The 17150-nt window shown below is 75.0% G+C and carries 17 protein-coding genes; 5 read left to right on the top strand and 12 right to left on the bottom strand.

Annotated elements, in window-relative coordinates; all coding sequences use genetic code 11:
* Positions 1 to 12 precede the first annotated feature (12 nt).
* Positions 13 to 507 carry a MarR family winged helix-turn-helix transcriptional regulator gene (locus ACZ6Y1_RS04590; protein ID WP_469622760.1) on the bottom strand — a complete coding sequence of 165 codons (495 nt, stop codon included), beginning with the start codon at positions 505 to 507 and terminating at the stop codon, positions 13 to 15.
* A 90-nt stretch (positions 508 to 597) separates the two neighbouring features.
* Here ACZ6Y1_RS04590 and ACZ6Y1_RS04585 point away from each other — a divergent pair, with 90 nt between their 5' ends.
* Positions 598 to 966 carry an HGxxPAAW family protein gene (locus ACZ6Y1_RS04585; protein ID WP_469622757.1) on the top strand — a complete coding sequence of 123 codons (369 nt, stop codon included), beginning with the start codon at positions 598 to 600 and terminating at the stop codon, positions 964 to 966.
* Here the strand turns inward: ACZ6Y1_RS04585 and ACZ6Y1_RS04580 are convergent.
* Positions 884 to 1906 (bottom strand): 2-oxoglutarate and iron-dependent oxygenase domain-containing protein, encoded by a 1023-nt coding sequence (locus ACZ6Y1_RS04580; protein WP_469622754.1) that lies wholly within the window; start codon positions 1904 to 1906, stop codon positions 884 to 886. The genes ACZ6Y1_RS04585 and ACZ6Y1_RS04580 overlap by 83 nt on opposite strands.
* 200 nt (positions 1907 to 2106) lie before the next feature.
* Here ACZ6Y1_RS04580 and ACZ6Y1_RS04575 point away from each other — a divergent pair, with 200 nt between their 5' ends.
* Complete coding sequence (locus ACZ6Y1_RS04575) at positions 2107 to 2313, top strand: cold-shock protein (protein ID WP_469622751.1); 207 nt, start codon at positions 2107 to 2109, stop codon at positions 2311 to 2313.
* Positions 2314 to 2577: 264 nt separating this feature from the next.
* Here the strand turns inward: ACZ6Y1_RS04575 and ACZ6Y1_RS04570 are convergent, their stop codons facing one another.
* The 5 genes from ACZ6Y1_RS04570 to ACZ6Y1_RS04550 all read right to left on the bottom strand — a co-directional run bounded on the left by ACZ6Y1_RS04570 (position 2578) and on the right by ACZ6Y1_RS04550 (position 5484).
* Complete coding sequence (locus tag ACZ6Y1_RS04570; protein ID WP_469622747.1) at positions 2578 to 3141, bottom strand: TetR/AcrR family transcriptional regulator; 564 nt, start codon at positions 3139 to 3141, stop codon at positions 2578 to 2580.
* Positions 3142 to 3145: 4 nt separating this feature from the next.
* Positions 3146 to 3499, bottom strand: a complete 354-nt coding sequence (locus ACZ6Y1_RS04565) for a DUF1304 domain-containing protein (protein WP_469622744.1) — start codon at positions 3497 to 3499, stop codon at positions 3146 to 3148.
* Positions 3500 to 3597: 98 nt separating this feature from the next.
* The gene (locus tag ACZ6Y1_RS04560) at positions 3598 to 3792 is read right to left on the bottom strand and encodes a ferredoxin (protein ID WP_469623680.1); all 195 of its coding nucleotides are present in this window, start codon (positions 3790 to 3792) and stop codon (positions 3598 to 3600) included.
* A 20-nt stretch (positions 3793 to 3812) separates the two neighbouring features.
* Entirely contained in the window at positions 3813 to 5012 is a 1200-nt protein-coding gene (locus ACZ6Y1_RS04555) for a cytochrome P450 (protein WP_469622741.1), read from the bottom strand.
* 130 nt (positions 5013 to 5142) lie between these two features.
* Complete coding sequence (locus ACZ6Y1_RS04550; protein ID WP_469622738.1) at positions 5143 to 5484, bottom strand: thioredoxin family protein; 342 nt, start codon at positions 5482 to 5484, stop codon at positions 5143 to 5145.
* 79 nt (positions 5485 to 5563) lie between these two features.
* Here ACZ6Y1_RS04550 and ACZ6Y1_RS04545 point away from each other — a divergent pair, with 79 nt between their 5' ends.
* Positions 5564 to 5833: a hypothetical protein gene (locus tag ACZ6Y1_RS04545; protein ID WP_469622735.1), complete on the top strand. Its 270-nt coding sequence runs from the start codon at positions 5564 to 5566 to the stop codon at positions 5831 to 5833.
* Here the strand turns inward: ACZ6Y1_RS04545 and ACZ6Y1_RS04540 are convergent.
* Complete coding sequence (locus ACZ6Y1_RS04540) at positions 5830 to 6216, bottom strand: DoxX family protein (protein ID WP_469622732.1); 387 nt, start codon at positions 6214 to 6216, stop codon at positions 5830 to 5832. The two genes, ACZ6Y1_RS04545 and ACZ6Y1_RS04540, sit on opposite strands and share 4 nt — an antisense overlap.
* Positions 6217 to 6401: 185 nt before the next feature.
* Between ACZ6Y1_RS04540 and ACZ6Y1_RS04535 the strand changes: the two genes are divergently transcribed.
* Both ACZ6Y1_RS04535 and ACZ6Y1_RS04530 read left to right on the top strand, forming a co-directional pair.
* The gene (locus ACZ6Y1_RS04535; RefSeq protein WP_469622729.1) at positions 6402 to 6758 is read left to right on the top strand and encodes a YciI family protein; all 357 of its coding nucleotides are present in this window, start codon (positions 6402 to 6404) and stop codon (positions 6756 to 6758) included.
* A gap of 64 nt (positions 6759 to 6822) precedes the next feature.
* Complete coding sequence (locus ACZ6Y1_RS04530) at positions 6823 to 8061, top strand: RNA polymerase sigma factor (protein ID WP_469622726.1); 1239 nt, start codon at positions 6823 to 6825, stop codon at positions 8059 to 8061.
* Positions 8062 to 8088: 27 nt separating this feature from the next.
* On the opposite strand, the gene ACZ6Y1_RS04525 is transcribed toward ACZ6Y1_RS04530, so the two are convergent.
* The 4 genes from ACZ6Y1_RS04525 to ACZ6Y1_RS04510 form a co-directional block, all read right to left on the bottom strand.
* Positions 8089 to 9570, bottom strand: a complete 1482-nt coding sequence (locus tag ACZ6Y1_RS04525) for a condensation domain-containing protein (RefSeq protein ID WP_469622723.1) — start codon at positions 9568 to 9570, stop codon at positions 8089 to 8091.
* Between the two features lie 212 nt (positions 9571 to 9782).
* Positions 9783 to 10742 (bottom strand): ABC transporter ATP-binding protein, encoded by a 960-nt coding sequence (locus ACZ6Y1_RS04520; protein WP_469622719.1) that lies wholly within the window; start codon positions 10740 to 10742, stop codon positions 9783 to 9785.
* Positions 10739 to 13444, bottom strand: a complete 2706-nt coding sequence (locus ACZ6Y1_RS04515) for a hypothetical protein (RefSeq protein ID WP_469622716.1) — start codon at positions 13442 to 13444, stop codon at positions 10739 to 10741. The genes ACZ6Y1_RS04520 and ACZ6Y1_RS04515 overlap by 4 nt, the downstream gene beginning before the upstream one ends.
* A gap of 317 nt (positions 13445 to 13761) precedes the next feature.
* Complete coding sequence (locus tag ACZ6Y1_RS04510) at positions 13762 to 17046, bottom strand: FtsX-like permease family protein (protein ID WP_469622712.1); 3285 nt, start codon at positions 17044 to 17046, stop codon at positions 13762 to 13764.
* Positions 17047 to 17150: the final 104 nt, after the last annotated feature.

The raw sequence follows: 17150 nt of genomic DNA, 5'->3' as shown, positions 1-17150 counted from the left end.
TACCAGCGGGGACTACGGCTGCCCCGCGTCCAGTTCCCCCGCCCGTACCTGGGCGCAGTGGTCGCGGACCTCGACGGCCGCGCGCTGGAACCAGTCGGCGATCACGGCGATCTCGTCGGGGGTGTAGTCGGCGAACAGCGCACCGAGCCGGTCGTAGAAAGGCTGGTAGACCGCGACCACCCGGGCGGCGGCCGTGGGATCGGCCACGACCCGCACCCGCCGCCGGTCGGCGGGGTCGGGCTGCCGCCGGGCGTACCCGGCCCGTTCCAGGCGGTTGATCACACCGGTCACGGCCCCGGTGGTGAGGTCGAGCAGCCCGGCGAGGTCGCCGGCGGCGAGCGGGCTGTCCCCGGCGCCCAGGATGTGCCCGAGGCAGGTCAGGTCGGTGACGTTCAGCCCGAGGCGCTGCGCCACCTCCTGCTGGCCGACGATGCCCAGCGCGACGAACTGGTCCATGCGCGAAAGCGCGTCCGCGGGGGTGGCCGCGGGGCGGGGCTTGCCCTGCACCGAGATACTCCTTAGCATCTAAGTTACTTAGCTCGTGAGATAAAAGTTCCTGCTCCGAGCCTACTGCCGACCCTTCGACCAGGGAGAATCATGAGCGCGCACGGTCACGTCGACCTCGGCCACACGGTGGCCGGCTGGACCGGCACGGCCCTGGCCCTGCTCGGTACCGCCGCAGCGGGAATCTCCGTGTGCGCGGCCTGGACGCCCGGCATCTGGCTGGGCCTCGGCCTCGTCGCCGTGGCCGGGATCGTCACCTGGCTGCTCCACCTCGCCGGATGGGGCAAGCCCAGCGGACCCCGCCCCGAGGGCGAGTGGGACTGGCGGGTCCGCGACACCCGTGCCCGGACGGGGCACGCCGACTGCCTCGGCTGCCGGGTCAGCGGGCCCCCGCGAGCCGGCGCATCAGCCCCTCGGCCTCGATCCGCCGCGTCGTTGCCCGCTGCGGATAGCAGCGCATGAACATCCGGGTGAAGTGCTCGCCGTAGTGGATCACGGTGCCGTCCTGTGACGCCGGGTCCAGGGGGCGGATCCGGGCGCCGAAACGCGGCTCGTGGAAATAGGCCAGCGCGTGCCGCTCCCGGTCCGCGAGCCGCACCTTGTGCGGGGTCGACAGCAGCTCCCCGCCCGTGAGGAACTGCAGGATGTCCCCCGGGAACACCGTGAGCACGTCAGGCACGGGCGTCACGTACGTCCAGCCGGGGGAGTCCTCGGCGAAGCCCGCCGAACTCTCGCCCGCAAGCCAGTTCCGGGGCCTGCGCTCCCCGCCCACGGGCGGCCGCACGAACAGCCCGCCGACCTCGTCCTGCGCGGCGATCACCAGCAGCCCGTAATCCGTGTGCGCACCGATCCCGCGCTCCGTCGTCCGTGAGGCGGCCGGGAAGCGCAGGACCCGCATGTGGTGCCAGCCGTCGCGGGTCAGCCCCGCGAGCCGGTCGGCACCGGCCGGGCCGAGCCCCAGCCCGAGTGCCACGAGCCGCAGCAGCCGTTCGCCCAGGGAGCCGACCCCGGCCAGGTACGCCTCCATGGCCGTCCGGTACGCGGTGTCGGGCCACGGCACCGGCCCGTGGCACGGCAGCCCGCGCGCGGCCGACGGCAGGTCCGGGGTGATGGTGAAGATCTCCGAGGCGTCCCGCTCGCCCGCGGTCACCTCCTCCCCGGAGGCGATGTAGCCGCTGTACGAGGTGTCGTTGACGCACGCCGCCTTCTCGGCCCGGGGCCGGGCGAAGAACCGCCGACTGGCCGCCAGCGCCTCCCGCGTCCGCGCCCGCTGTCCGGCGTCGGCCGCGATCTGGAAGATCCCGTCGCGCCGCCAGGCGGCGGTCATCTCCCGGCCGAGCACCGCGTCCGCCGCCGTGCCGGTCACGTGTTCCGGCACCCGGAACGTCGCGAACCCGCTCATGTCCGTCCCCTCTCGAAGGCTCCTTCCGCGGGGGGCGCGCCCCCGTGCTCCCCCGTTTCACGGACAGGACGGCCAGAAGTTCGAATGCGCGGCGCGCCCACGGTTGGACGCGTTGGGCGTGTGCCGCACGGGACGGTTGGGCAGGATCGAGACGGCCGTGTTCAGCGGCCCGCAGTGGAACGTTGAGAAGGATCAGCCAGATGGCAACAGGCACCGTGAAGTGGTTCAACTCGGAGAAGGGGTTCGGTTTCATCCAGCAGGACGACGGCGGCCCCGACGTGTTCGTGCACTTCTCCGCGATCGAGAGCACCGGCTTCAAGTCGCTGGAGGAGAACGAGCGGGTCGAGTACAACGTCACCCAAGGCCCCAAGGGCCCCCAGGCCGAGCGGGTGGTCCCCCAAAGGTAGTACCGCTTCGCGGACCGGCCCCAGAGCCCGTGCCGTGAAACCGAGCCCCGCCGGGCCGCCCGGCGGGGCTCGCGGGTTGACGAGAGGCCCCGGGGGGTGTCGCGAAAGTCCCCCGCGGCGCCCGCGGCGCCCGGCACGCACGCTCGCCGCGCCGGCCGACGCCCCGGGCACGCCCAGTACGAGGGCCCTCCCCCGGCACGCCGAGCGCACGCACCGGACACCGCGGGCCCCGCGGGCACCGCCCAGGACTCTCGCGGCACCCCCCTAGACGGCGCGGTGCAGTGCCAGCAGCAGCGACCACACCCGGTCGGCCAGCTCCGGCGCGGTCGCCGGGACCTGCCCGTGCAGCCAGTCCGCGAGCACCCCCGTGAACGCGGCGGCGACCGCCGAGGCGACGAGGTCCGCGTGCGGGGCGCCCACCGCCGCGCGCTCGGCGCGGGCGCGGGCGCGCAGCTCCCGGTGGAGCCGGTCGCCCAGGGGGCCCGCACCGCCCGGGAGCAGCAGCGTGCGGTAGAGCGGGGCGTGTCCGGCCACCTCCGTGAAGAAGGCGGACAGGGCCTGCGGGGGCTCCAGCGGCGCCCGCGAGCCGGGCCCGGTCTGCCAGGCGTGCAGGGCGTCGACCGCCGCGTGGACCACCTCCGCGCACGCGTCCACGGCGAGCGCGGGCAGGTCCTCGTAATGCAGGTAGAACGTGGCGCGGCCGACGCCGGCGCGGCGGACCACCGCCGAGACGCTGACGTCGGCGAGCGGCCGGTCCGCGCACTCGGCCAGCAGGCTCTCGCGCAGCCGCGCCTTGGTCCGCGCCGTACGCGGGTCCTGCGCGCTCATGCCGTCACGCCGCCAGCAGCGCCGCGCCGAGCGCGAGGGCGCCGGGGAGGGCCTGGGCGACGAGGATGCGGCGGTTGGCGGTAGCGGCCCCGAACACCCCGGCGACGATCACGCAGACCAGGAAGAACACCTGGGTGGCGAGCGAGTCGGTGACCAGCCCCCAGACGAGGCCCGCGGCGAGGAAGCCGTTGTAGAGCCCCTGGTTGGCGGCGAGCGGCGCCGTCAGACGGGCCGTGTCCGCGTCGAACCCGGACAGCGCCCGGCCGGGCGTGCGCTGCCACAGGAACATCTCCAGGACCAGGATGTACACGTGCAGGGCGGCCACGAGGCCGATCAGTATGCGAGCGACCGTGTCCATGGCCGCCTCCGTTTCTCGTTGCCCGGCGACGGGATCCGACGACTGTGGTGGCCGTGCGGCCACTTCCTGGACAACTGTACAGGAACTCGGAGTCCGCGCTACGCCTCCCGCACGGTGATGGCCGAGACCGGGCAGGCGCGGGCCGCCTCCCGGACCAGAGCGCTGCCCGCCCCGTCCTCCCGCCCGGGCAGCACCTCGCCGAAGCCGTCGTCGTCCTGGGTGAACACCCCGGGCGCGGTCAGCGCGCACTGGCCGGCGCCGATGCAGACGCCGGTGTCGATGTCGATGCGCAGAGGGGCCGCCGGCATGCCGCTCACCACGCCACGGGGAGTTCGACCATGCCCTGGATGGTGTCTCCGGGCTTGAAGGGGATCCGGTCCGGCTCGGCCGCCAGCCGCAGTCCCGGCAGCCGTTCGAAGAGGGCCCCCAGGGCGATCTCCATCTCGGCGCGGGCCAGGTTCTGGCCCAGGCACTGGTGGACGCCGAACCCGAAGGCCACGTGGTGGCGGGCGGGCCGGTTCCAGTCCAGCGCGTCGGGATCCTCGAAGACGGACTGGTCGCGGTTGATGACGGAGGTGGAGAAGATCACCCCGTCGTCCGCGCGCACCGTCACCCCGCCGATCTCGATGTCCTGCGTGGCGACTCGCAGCATGCCGTCCGCGATCGACAAGAACCGCATCAGCTCCTCCACGGCCGCCGGCATCAGCGCCGGGTCCGCGCGGAGTTCGGCCAGCTGCTCGGGGTGGAGCAGGAGGGTGTAGGTGCCGAGCGAGATCATGTTGGCCGTCGTCTCGTGGCCCGCGACCAGCAGGATCAGGGCCAGGTCGATCAGCTCCGGCACGTCCACCTCGCCGGTCTCCAGGCGTTCGGCGATCAGCTCGTCGAGCAGCCCGTCCCCCGGCTCCCGGCGCTTGCGCCCGATCAGCTCGGTCAGGTACGCGTCGAGCCTGCGGCGGGCCTCCTCGACATCCGCCGCCTCCGGTCCGCGCAGCAGCCGCCGCGACTGGCTCTCGAAGAACTCGTGGTCCTCGTACGGGACTCCGAGCAGCGAGCAGATCACCATCGACGGCACCGGCAGGGCGAAGGCGGAGACCAGCTCCGCGCGCGGACCCGCGGCCTCCATCGCGTCGATCAGGTGGTCCACGGTCTCCCGGATCCGGGGCCGCAGGGCGGCCGTCCGCTTCAGGGTGAAGGAGGGGATCAGCATCCGGCGCTGCCTGTTGTGCTCCGGGTCGTCGACCCCGAGCAGCGCGGTCCGGCGGTTCTGCACCCCCTTGAACCGCCGGGTGGGGAAGGGGAAGGCGGCGTTGGTGCGGTCGGTGGAGAGCCGGCCGTCCGAGAGCAGGGCGCGCGCCTCGGCGTGCCCGGTGACCACCCATACGGAGCGGCCGTCGAAGAGGGTGACCCGGGACAGCGGCCGCCCCGCCAGCCGGCCCTCCCGGAGCGGTGCGTAGGCGGTCGGCGGGTGGTAGGGGCAGGTCCGGTCCTGGGGAAAGGCGACAGTCTCTGACATGAAGTACCTCGCAAGCCGTGGTTCCGTCTCGCCGGACTCCATTACATGCCTAAGGCACCTATCCTTCCCATGCCACATTCGGCCAGATCGCCCGAGTTCGCCCACTGGGCCCAACGGGGGCCCGCGCCGCTCAGAGGTGGGCGTCCAGGAACGCCCGCAGCTCCTCGGCCGTCATGGGCCCGGCGTGGCTCGCGACCGCCTCTCCGTCCTCGACGAGCACGGCCGTCGGGGCGCCGGTCACCCCGTAACGCCTGGTCGGACCGGGGCAGCGGGTCATGTCGGTGCGCACGGCGGTGAGTCGGGTCCCGTACTCCACCGCCAGTTCGGCGACGACCGCGTCCATGGCCCGGCAGGCCTCGAGGGCCTTGGGCCAGGACCCGCAGAAGTAGGCGAGAACCGGCCCCGTCGTCATGGAGAGGATGAAGTCGAACTCCTGGTCCTCCAGTGGCTGGTGTACCCGGTGTGCCGCCATGTGCGTACCGCTCCTCGTCCGTGCGTGCCCGTCGGGGCCATCATCGCCCGTTGTCAGTGGCACCTGTGAAGCTGGGGCCATGGACGACAGGATGCTCCGGCGCCGGGTCTACGGCGCCGACCACGAAGACCCCGACCCGGGCCCGCGCCCCGGCCACGTCTACGGCGAGCTCGTGGGCGGGCCCCTCGACGGGCTCCTGCTCGACATCACCGGCTGGAGCACGCCCCAGCTCGCCGAAGAGGCCCGTCTCCCGACCGAGATAGGACGCTACGGGGCGGGCGGCCGGGCCCACTACCGGCGCCGAGCGCACGACGAGGTCCACTGGGACTGGGCGGGCGACAGCCGCTAGCGGCCCTGGCCCTGGCCCGCGGCGTCGCGGCTCACCTTCCTGGCCCACAGGACCAGCGGCACCTGGAGCGGAAGCCGGCCCAGCGTCACCGCGCGCAGCGCGGGGGAGCGGTGGCGGGCGTCGGCCGCCATCTTGACGTTCGCCGGGAAGACGCCGACGAAGAAGGCGGCAGCCGCCAGCGCCGCCGCCTTGCGGGTGCGCGGATGGGCGATTCCGGCGGCCAGCGCGAGCTCCGCGACTCCGCTCGCGTACGTCCACTGGCGCGGGGTCCCCGGCAGCGAGCGCGGGACGATGGCGTCGAACTGCTTCGGCACCGCGGCGTGCGCGACGGCCGCCCCGGCGAGCAGACCGGCGAGCAGCAGGGGGGAGGAGGGGCGGGGCATCAGTGGAGTCCTCTCGGGGGGAGGGAGCGGCCGGAACGCGATCCTACTGGCGAGTAGGGACGTGTCGTCGGGCTCGCCGAAAAAACTTCCGAAGAATTTCCGGGACCGTGTCGATCCGGGCGTCCCCCGTTCGACGCAGGGGTGAGAGGCGGGGAACGTCCCCGCCCTCCGACCGAGGAGTCACCATGCCGCGCTTCCTGACGATGATCCGCATCGACGAGCAGAACCTGCCGCCCGAGGAGTTCCCCGCCGACTTCGAGCAGCGCATGGGCGCCCTGCTGGAGGAGATCACCAAGGCCGGGGTCATGCTCGACACCGCCGGCCTGCTGCCCACCTCCGAGGGCACCCGGCTGAGCTGGTCCGGCGGAAAGATCAGCTACACCGACGGCCCGTTCACCGAGACGAAGGAGGTGGTCGGCGGCTACTCCCTGACCCAGTGCAAGGACAAGGCCGAGGCCGTCGAGTGGACCCGCCGCTTCCTGGAGATCCACCCGGCGAACTGGAACGTCAGCGCCGAGGTCCGGGAGATCCAGGAGATGTGAGCGGCGCGGCCCGTCCAGGGCCCCGCGTCGCGTTTGCCCCGCCTCGTCACGGCTGCTCTGATGGGTGGCCGTGACGGCAGGTGACACGGCCCAGGCGGTCGAAGCGGTGTTCAGGATCGAGTCCGCGCGCATCATCGCCGGCGTGACCCGCATCGTGCGGGACGTCGGCATCGCCGAGGAACTCGCACAGGACGCCCTGGTCGCCGCACTCGAACAATGGCCGCAGTCCGGTGTCCCGGACAGGCCGGGCGCCTGGCTCATGGCCACCGCCAAGCACCGCGCGATCGACCTCGTGCGCCGCAAGGAGACCTACGCCCGCAAGCTCGCCGAGGTCGGCCGGAGCCTGGAGGACGTGCCGCCGCCCGCAGAACCGGCCGACCCCGACGACATCGACGACGACCTCCTCCGGCTGATCTTCACCGCCTGCCATCCGCTCCTGGCCACCGAGGCGCGGATCGCGCTCACCCTGCGCCTGATGGGCGGACTGACCACCCAGGAGATCGCGCGGGCCTTCCTGTCCTCCGAGCCGACCGTCGCCCAGCGCATCGTCCGGGCCAAGCGCACCCTGGCCTCGGCGGGCGTGCCCTTCGAGGTCCCGTACGGGGCCGACCGCGAGGCACGGCTGGCCTCCGTCCTCGAAGTCATCTACCTCGTCTTCAACGAGGGCTACTCGGCCACCGCCGGGGACGACCTGATCCGCCCCGCCCTGTGCGAGGACGCCCTGCGCCTCGCCCGCCTCCTCACCGCCCTGATGCCCGAGGAACCCGAGGTGCACGGCCTCGCCGCACTCCTGGAGTTCCAGGCCTCACGGATCGCCGCACGCACCGGCCCCCAGGGGGAACCGGTGCTGCTCGCCGACCAGAACCGGAACAAGTGGAACCGCCTCCTCATCCACCGGGGCGTCCGGGCCCTGAGCCGCGCCGGCAGCGGTCCGTACGCACTCCAGGCCGCGATCGCCGGCTGCCACGCGGCTGCCGTGCGCTACGAGGACACCGACTGGGCGACGATCGCCGCGCTCTACGGCCGGCTCGTCCTCCTCGTCCCGTCACCCGTCGTGGAGCTCAACCGCGCGGTGGCCGTCTCGATGGCCCGGGGCCCCGAGGCGGCGCTGCCGCTCGTCGACGCCCTGACGGAGGAACCGGCCCTGCGCGCCTACCACTTGCTGCCGAGCGTGCGAGGAGACCTGCTCGAACGGCTGGGCCGGCCGCAGGAGGCCCGCGCGGAGTTCGAGCGGGCGGCCTCGCTCACGCGCAACGAGCGGGAGCGCGAGCTGCTGCTCGGCCGCGCCGCCCGCCTCGCGTAGGCCCCGCCCCGTCCCGCCGGCTCCGGGTCAGCCGCGGCGGGCGTACGCGGCCGCGTCGAGCGGGGTCCCGGCCGGCCGCCGCGGCGGGGTCAGGCCGACGGGCCTGCGGAAGCCGCCCGCGCGGGCGATCTCCCGCACCGTCAGGCGCAGCGCCTCCTGGAAGTCGCCCATGGTGCGGCGCGCCGCCGGCGTGTCCACGTAGATGGAGTTCATGTGCAGTCCGTCGGTGTCCCGCTGGAACCACGAACAGGCACCGTTGGCCCGCGCCGACCAGACGTGGGTGGTCGGCCGCCACTCCTCGTGGCGTTCGGCCCCGCGGCACTTGCGCATGTCGATGTACGAGAAGAAGTTCACGGGGTACGGCCACGAGCGGGCGGCGAACTCCTCGGGCGCCAGCAGCTCCCAGGCCCGGACGAACGGCACGTCGATGTGGGCGATCATCTCGCCGAACCCGGCCCGGACCTCCGCCATGACCGCGGCGAAGTCCCGGCCGGGCGAGGCGTCGAACTCGATCGGCATGGTGTTGACGAACCACCCCACCGAATCCGTCCAGGCCTGCCGGCCGCGTTCGCTCACCGGCATCAGCCCCCGGTAGACCCCCGGCCCGCCCGCCTCGCGCAGACAGACGGCGACCGAGGCGAGCACCCCCATGAACGGCTTGCCGCCGACCGCCAGACAGGTCTTCTCGAACACCTCCGTGTCGGAGGGGTCGAGCAGGCGGGAGGCCTCGTTCACGATCGGGTACATCCGGCCCGGCTCCACGCCGAGATCGAGCGGGAAACGCGGGAAGAACTCGCCGCCGCCCCGCTCGACGAAGGACTTCCAGTATCCGAGGCGTTCGTCGCGGGTGTCGATGGACAGGTAGCGGCGGCGCTGCTCGTCGGCGAAGTCGAGATAGCTGGGGGCGGCCGGCAGCGCGATCTCCTCGCCGCGGCACAGGGCCTCGTACGCGGTCAGCACCTCGTGGACGACGATCGGCATCGACATGCCGTCGCAGACGATGTGGTCGAAGGCGAGATAGACGGTCGCGGAATCCGCGCGGAGCACCCCGCCCATCACGAACAGGGGCCACGACAGGGTGTCGATGCTGCGCTTGAACCGCTCGACGAGGAAGTCGCTCAGCCGGTCCGAGTCGTCGAAGACGCCCACGGGCTCGGGGTCGAGGACGAGTTCGGCCGGGTCGAAGGGCTCGCAGGCCACCTCACCGGCGAGCCTGCTGAACGCGCACCGCAGCACCTCGTGCCGCTGCACGAAGGAGAGCAGCGCCCGTGCCAGCGCCGGTTCGTCGAGCGGGCCGTCCACCTCGAAGGTGACCGCGATCCACGAGGCGACCGGGTCGTCGGCGTCCCGGCTCTCCTCGGCGACCGTGAAGTGCTTGTCCTGGTTGAAGGACGCCATCTTGCCCGCCCGGGGGTCCTGATCCGGGGCATCGCCCGCCGTGCGCCTGAGCCGCCACTCGACCACCCGGCCAGGTGCCACGTGGTGCATCTCCAGAGGAAACTGCCGCATAACCGTCATCCCTTCGCCCCCGATCCGACCCCGAGGCGCTAACGACCCCCGGCCCGGGGAGGTGACGGAATCACCCTCCCGGGCACGGGGCGCGGCCGTGACGAAGGTTTCCCGGAGGGCGGGAGAAGCCCGGAGCCCGCCACAGGGTCCCCGCCACCCGCGCGCGGTGCGCCGCCTGAGACCCGGCGTCGAACCGGCTCCGGCCCGGCTCCTCAGGACTCCACGTCGTCGCGGCGGACCTCGATGTGGTCGGAGGCCAGGTCTACCGCCACACGGTGTTCCATGCCCAGGGCCTCCAGGAACTTCTGGGGGAGCTGGACGCGGCCCGTCCGGTCGAGCATCACGTACTCGCGCTCGCTCACCGACTCCTCGCCGTGCTCGTCGGTGACCGTACGCCGCAGGACCTCGCTGCTCGTCCGGCCGTCACGGATGGCGACCGTACGGCGGACCTCGCCGGCGACCAGCGGGTCGTGCGTCACGATGACGACGGTGGCGCCCAGCTCCCTGTTGACGGTGCGGAACGACTCGAAGATCGCGGCGCCCGTCTCCGAGTCCAGCTCGCCCGTGGGCTCGTCGGCGAGGAGCACCTTCGGGTCGTTGGCCATGGCCACGGCGATCGCCACGCGCTGCTGCTGGCCGCCGGACAGTTCGGCCGGCCGGCGGCCCGCGAGATCGCCGATCTCCAGCGCCTCCAGGAGTTCGCCCACCCGCTGCGCGCGGCGCGCCTTCGCTCCGCTCCCGGCCCGGCCCCGCAACTGCATGGGCAGCGCGATGTTCTGGGCCGCCGTGAGGAACGGCATCAGGTTGCGGGCCGTCTGCTGCCAGACGAAGCCCACGGCCTCGCGCCGGTAGCGCAGCCGTTGCCCGGACGACATCTCCAGCAGGTCGTATCCGCCCACGGTGGCCGTGCCCGCCGTGGGGACGTCCAGGCCGGCCAGGATGTTCAGCAGGGTGGACTTCCCGCTGCCCGAGGCGCCGACGAGCGCCACCAGGTCGCCCTGGGCCACGGTGAGTTCGAGCCCCTGGAGGGCCTGCACCTCGACCCCGGCAGTGCTGAAGATGCGTACCAGGCGGTCGCAGACGATCGCCGTGTCCGCCCGGCTCGTACGGGGCTCCGAGGCGGCCAGGGCCTCCCGGCGCAGGTCTTCGTAGGTCGGCTGGTCGGTGTTCACCGCTGGTCTCCCGCTCTCAACTCGGTGGTGATCTGCCGCCTGCCGGAAACCGCCGCCTCCGCCAGGACGGCCGCGGTCACGAGGGCAGCGATGCCCAGTGCCTGGGTCAGGACGGGCGCGGCGGCCGGCCCCAGCCCGGTCGGCACCTCGGCGCCGACCAGCGAGGACAGGTCCACGGCCGGACCCAGCAGGAACACGGCCGCCGCCGCGACGAGTCCGCCGCCGAGCGCCGCCACCAGGGCCTGCGGCCAGGTCTCGGCCAGGATCAGAGCCACGCCCCGCCGGGGCTGGAGCCCCATCGTGCGCAGCCGCGCCAGCAGCGCGGCCCGGTCGGGCGCGGCGCGCATCAGCGTCAGCAGGACCGCCAGCACGGCGAAGCCCGCGGCGCCCGCCACCGACGCCCGGAACAGCCCGCCGGCTGCGTGCTGGAGCGGGTCGTCGGCCAGTTCGGCGACCTTGGCGGCACTGGTGCGGACCAGGTACTTCTCGGCGGTCGCCGCCGGGACGGTCCTGGCCACCAGCTCCTCCAGCCGGTCTCCGTCGATCCGGCCGAGCGCCAGCCACCGGTTGGGCTGCGCGGCCTTGGGGACCACCGCGGAGGCCGGGCCGGCCGGCAGGATCAGGGTGGCCGCACCCGCGCCCGGCAGCGCGGGCGTACCACCCTCGAAGGTGCCGGCGGAGGCGACCCGGATCTCCTCACCGCCCACCCAGAGGCGGAAGGTCTCGCCGGCCGCCGTGCCGGTCGCGTCCTTCTGCGCCTGCAGATCGCGGCTGAACAGGGCCGGGACCGCGGAGTCGGACCCCTTGCCGGTGAGGGCGGCGGGGTCGAAGCCGCCCCGCCCCAGGGTCCGGGACAGCTCCGCGTACGACCGCGGATCGACGACGACCACCGAGACGTGCGCCGCGCCCCGCCCGAAGCCGAACACGAACGCGTCGTCGTCCACCCAGGCCGAGGTGGCCGTCCGGACACCGGGCGACGAGGCGGCGGCGTCGATCAGTTCGCGGGGGATGGCGGTCTCGTCGGGGGCGGCGACCTGCGCGTCACCGCCCACGGCCTCCCGGGCCACCTGGAGCCGGGAGTCGTCGACCGCACCCAGCACCGTCGCACCGAAGCCACCCGTGGTGACGGCCAGCAGCAGCGCGATCAGTGGCAGAACCGACGGCCGCCCCCGGCCCCCGGCCGCCCCGGCGGACCCGCCGCGCGCGGCGCGGGCCAGCCCGAGGAAGGCGACCAGTCCGGCACCCCGGCCCGCCACCCGGGCCAACGCCCCGACGAGCGGGGGCTGGAGCCGGGCCAGGACCAGCCCGCCGCACAGCGCGAGCAGCAGCGGGGCGGCGACGAGCAGCGGGTCGAGTCCCGCCCCGGCGGGGGCGACGCCGCGGGTGCGCACCTCGTACACGGCGGCGGCGGTCGCCACCACGACGAGGAGTTCGGCGACGAGCCGCCGTCGGGGGCGCGGCGCGCGCGGACCCGACAACAGGACGAAGGCCCGTACGGGCAGGGCCAGCAGGGCCAGCAGGGTGACGGCGGCCGCGGCGACGAGGGAGGCCGTCACCCGGGGCGTCGGCAGCAGCGCCAGCGCGAGCCAGGTGGCCGCGGCCGCGGCGGGCAGCACGGTCACGGCGCCCTCCCCGAGCAGGCGCAGCACGATGGAGCGGCGCGAGCCGCCGCGTGCGAGCAGCAGCCGCAGCTCGGCCGCACGCCGGTCGCCGCCGAGTGCGGCGGCCAGGGCGAAGACGACCACGGCCACCCCGGCGACCCCGGCCGGGCCGATCGCGGCGAGCGGCGCCGCGCCCCGCTGCCTGGCCTCGGCCTGCGCGAAGAGCTCCGGGAGCCGGGAGGCGATGCGCAGGTCCGGCCGCTCGATGGTGCGGCTCAGCCCGGTGGAGGTGGGGCCGGCGACGAAGGAGGCGACCTCCTCGGCGGTGGCGGGCAGCCGGTCCGCCCGCAGGACGGCGGTGTCCACCGGGAGCCGCCAGAAGTACTGGATGCCCTCGCCCCAGCCGGCGATCCGGTCGATCCCCTCGGCGCCGACGACGGCGCCGGTCTGCCAGTACGCCCGGGGCGGGGCCTGGGTGGTCCGGTTCTTGCACGCGTGCGTCAGGCAGGGCAGGTCGGTCCAGTACACGTCGGCGTCGTCGGCGGCGTCGTAGAGCCCGACGACTTCGGCGCGGACCGGGCCCGAGATCAGGGGCCCGGACTCCAGCACGGTACCGATGGGCGCCTTCAGGGTCTCGGAGGCCGCGCGGGACAGGGCCACGGGGACCGGCGCGTCCTCGGCCACCCGGCCGGTCGGCCAGCGTCCCGCCACGAGTGACGCGTGCGAGGCGACCTCCGGCAGGTACACCAGGGTCAGCCGCGGGTCCGGACCTTCGATCCGGGCGAGACCCGGGTTCGCCAGCTCACGGGGCTTCATGCCGTAGGCGCCGTGCACCGGGCCGCTCGCGGCGAGGTGGAACGCGCCGCCGGTACGGGCGCGCAGCGCGGTCAGGGCGGAGTCCAGCTCCTGCGGTGTCTGCGGCCCGCCCCGCGAGCTGGTGGTGGCGAACAGGCTGGTCGGGCCCGGGCCCTGGGCCTGCAGGAACGAGCGCAGGGCGTGGTCGGCGCCCCGGTCGGCGGCCCGGGGCAGGCCGGCGGCGAGCAGTACGGTGACGAACACGAGGGCCGCGCCGAGCAGCGCGGCCGACGGAGCCGCGCGCAACCGCGTCCGCACCCAGGGCGCAGGCCGGTGCCCCCCGGGGCGCCACGAGAAACCCCCGCCCCGCCCAGGCCCACCCGCGCCGGGGCCGCTCCTGCCGGGCCCACCCGCGCCGGGGCCGCTCCTGCCGGGCCCACCCGCGCCGGGCCCGCCCGCGCCGGGCCCACCCGCGCCGGGCCCGCCCGCGTTGGGGCCGCCCGCGTCGGGGCTGCCCGTGCCGAGGCCGCCCGTGCCGGGCCCGCTCGTGCCGAGGGGGGATGGGTCGTGGCGGTCGGGGGTGGACGGGGGCTGGGAGCGGGGGCCGGAGGGGGTGGGGCGGCTCATGATTCCTCCACGTGCCGCAGCCGGTCGGCCACGCCTCGGTCTCGGTGGCCGCCCAGGACGGCCGACAGCAGCGGCACCGCGGCGATCGCGGCGGCCAGGAGCAGGGTCGCGGCGGTCGGCAGGTCCACCAGGACCTCCGGGACCGGGCGCCGCGCGGCGGGCGTCAGCACCACCAGCGGCACCACCAGGTGCACGATGACGGCACCCAGCCCCACCCCCACGGCGGTCCCGAGGGCGACCAGGGCGCCGGTCTCGGCCGCGACCGTGCGGGCGAGGCGCCGCCTGGGCGTCCCCAGGGCCGTCAGCACCGCGAACTCCGCGGCCCGTTCCCGTCCGGCCGCGGCCGCCGAGGCCGCGAAGCCGATCGCGGCCAGGACCGCACAGGCCACCGCGAGCGCGGCCAGCGCGCTCTGCGGGCCCGCGCTGAGCGGATCGTCCAGCAGCCCCGCCGCGACCTCCTCGCGCAGCTCCACCCGCTGCGCCCCCGCACCGGAGCGCAGTTCGGCGGCGGCCCGCGCGGGCACGGGGTCCTCGCCGGAGGCGGCCGGCAGCCACCACTCGGCTACCGCGGGCAGCTCCCGCCCGGTGTCGGCCGCCAACAGCCGTCCGGCGGCGGCGAGATCGACGGCCACGGCCGTGTCGCCGGCCACCGGCAGCGAGCCCACGGCGGCGGTGATCCGCACCGGCACGCTGTTCCCGCCCAGCGGCACCGGCACCACGTCGCCCACGCCCGCGCCCACGGCGGCGAGGTAGCCGCGCGTGGCGATCCCCGGTAGCTCCGCGACCGGGGCGCCGCCCGCGAGCAGCCCCAGCTGGACACCGCCGACGCTTCCGGCGCCGCCCCGGTAGCGGACCCGTACCAGTTCGTCCGGTCCGGCCGGGAGCAGCTCGCCGGCCCGCCCGCCGCCGGTCAGCTGCGGGGCGCCCAGGGTCCAGCCGCCCGCAGCGGCACGGGCGGCCACCGCGGCCGCCCCGGGAGCGTCGGCGGCGGAGATCCGGCGCACGGTCAGCTCGCCGGGCTGTTCGGGCGGGGCGGGGATGTCCCGGCCCGGCATCCGGCGGTCCTCCAGCCCGTACGAGAACACCAGCCCGGCGACCCGCAGCGGCGTGGCCGCCGAACCGAGCGGGGCCCCGGTGAGGGCGCCGAGGTCCAGCGAGACGGTGGCGTCCCCGGATTCGGGCAGCTGCGTCATCGGCGTGCGGTGGGTCGAGCCGAACCGGTCCCGCAGCAGCACCCCGAGCCCCGGCCGGCCGCCCTCACCGGAGGCCCGTACCGTCACGTCCAGGTCGATCCGGGCCGGCCGGCCGGGCAGTTCGATGCCGTCGGCGGCCGTGCCCCCGCCCGCCACGAGCGGGGTGAACAGCTCGTGCACGGAGCGCCCCTCCCGCAGATCGGCGCGCAGCGGGACCCGTTCGGCCACCCCGGCCGCGTCGAGGGCCAGCACCTGCCCGGTCCGCCCGCCCGGCAGGTCCTGCTTCTCACGGACCACCGGGATGACCCGCTCGCCTCCGGGCAGGGAGGCGTACCGCCCGTTCCGCCCCAGCGGCGCCAGGTCGCTGCCGGAGATCCGCAGGCCCCCGGCGGTGGCGAAGCCGGCCTGGTCACGCTGGGAGGCGGACCACGCGGTGTGCTGGCCGAGTGCCAGGACCCCGCTGGAGACGGCCAGTACGAGCAGCAGCACCGGCCCGGTGGCCCGGCCAGGCCGGCGGGCGAGCTGCCAGCCGACCAGCGCCGGTCCCAGGCCGCGCCCGCGCGCAGCGATCCGCCCGCCGAGCCGCGCCGCGAACGGCAGCAGCCGCAGTACAAGCAGCGTGCCCGCGCACAGGGCCAGTGTCGGCGCGGCGACCAGCACCGGGTCCACCCCGAACCCGCCGTCCGGGGCGGCGGCCTCGGCCCCGTCGCCGCTGTACTGCGCGAGCTGCTGGTAGGCGAGGACGGCGAGCGCCACCAGCGCCAGGTCGGTGCCGGAGCGGGCGGCCCCGGCGACCAGCGCCTGCCGCCGCCCGCCGACCCGCAGGGCCACGGCCCCGACGCCGCGCAGCATGGCGGGGAGTGCCGTCAGCAGGACGCACGCCAGGGCGCAGGCCGCCGCCACCGGCCACATCAGCCAGTGCCCCGAGGTGTCCAGGGGCACCCGGGCCAGCGGGCCGAAGCCGGCCAGCAGCCGCAGCAGGGGCGGTGTGAGCAGCGGCGCGAGCACGGCGGCGGGCAGCGCGAGCAGCAGCGACCCGGCCGCGCCGAGCGCGCCGAGGCGGATGCGGGAGGCGCCGCGCGCGGCCAGCAGGACCCGCTCGGGCTCCTGGCGGTCCGTCAGGAGGTGGGCGACCAGCAGCAGGGCGGCCGCCGCGAGAACGGCCAGCTGCAGCGCGCCGACCAGCAGCGTGGATCGGGCGACCCGCTGCCCGGAGGCCAACTCGTCCAGCAGATGCGGCAGTTCGGTCTTGACCTGGAACCCGTCGGGTCCCCTGACGCCGCTGCTGCCGCGGGCCCCGGCCGCGAGGCCCGCCGAACGCTCGCGTATCCCCTGCGCCCGGTCGGGGCTCACGGTGGTGAAATCGGGAGTGAGGAGGGTGCCCCGGCTGTTCTGCGGCACTCCGCCCGCCGTGAACGCGGTGTCGTCGACGAGCAGCGGCCCGTACGTGGTGAAGGTGCTGACCTGCAGTTCGCGGCCGCCGAGCGGGTCGAGGCGCCAGTACGGAGCCTCCGGCTCGGCCGCCCGGTACACGCCGGTGACCTGCACGGTGAGCGGGGCTCCGCCGTACCGGTCGTCGAGGCGGACCTCGGCCGGCAGGGCCGCCTCCGTCAGCCCGAGCCGGGTCAGCGCCGACCGCGGCACGGCCACCTGGGTGCGCGAGGCGTCCGGACCGGTGGCCGGCCGCGGCCACTGGCCCGCCAGCAGCCGGGCCCGCTCGCGGTCGAGGGAGGCGAGCAGCGTCAGATCGGTGTCCTTGCCGGCCCCGTTCGCGCCGGGCATCCCGTACGGACGGCTGCGCGCCATGCTCTCGGAGGCCACCGGAAGCCGTTCGAACAGCTCGCCGGCGAAGGCCCGTACGGCCTCGTCGTCCGCGGGGCGGGCGGTCACCGGATGCTCGGCGGTCAGGAGGACCGTGCTCCGGTCCCGGCCGGGCCCCTGGAGCGCCTGGCGCAGTCCTGCCTCGCCCACTTCGCGCGTGAACGCGAACAGCGCCGTCAGCACGGTGGTGGTGATGAGTACGGTGAGCAGAACGGCGGTGGCGAGCGGCAATCGCCCGCGCAGCCGGCGCATGACGAAGCCGAGCATGTGCTGTGTTCCTCCCCCGTCCGGACCTCTGGCACCGGATAGCGGACGACTTTGTCAGATTCGAAAGCACAGGGGAAGGGACTTGCGCGAAGGATGTGACAGGT

The organism is Streptomyces sp. NPDC053432 (assembly GCF_055585365.1).
Note: the sequence above shows the minus strand (reverse complement) of the source record. Positions and strands in the feature narration are given on the sequence as shown.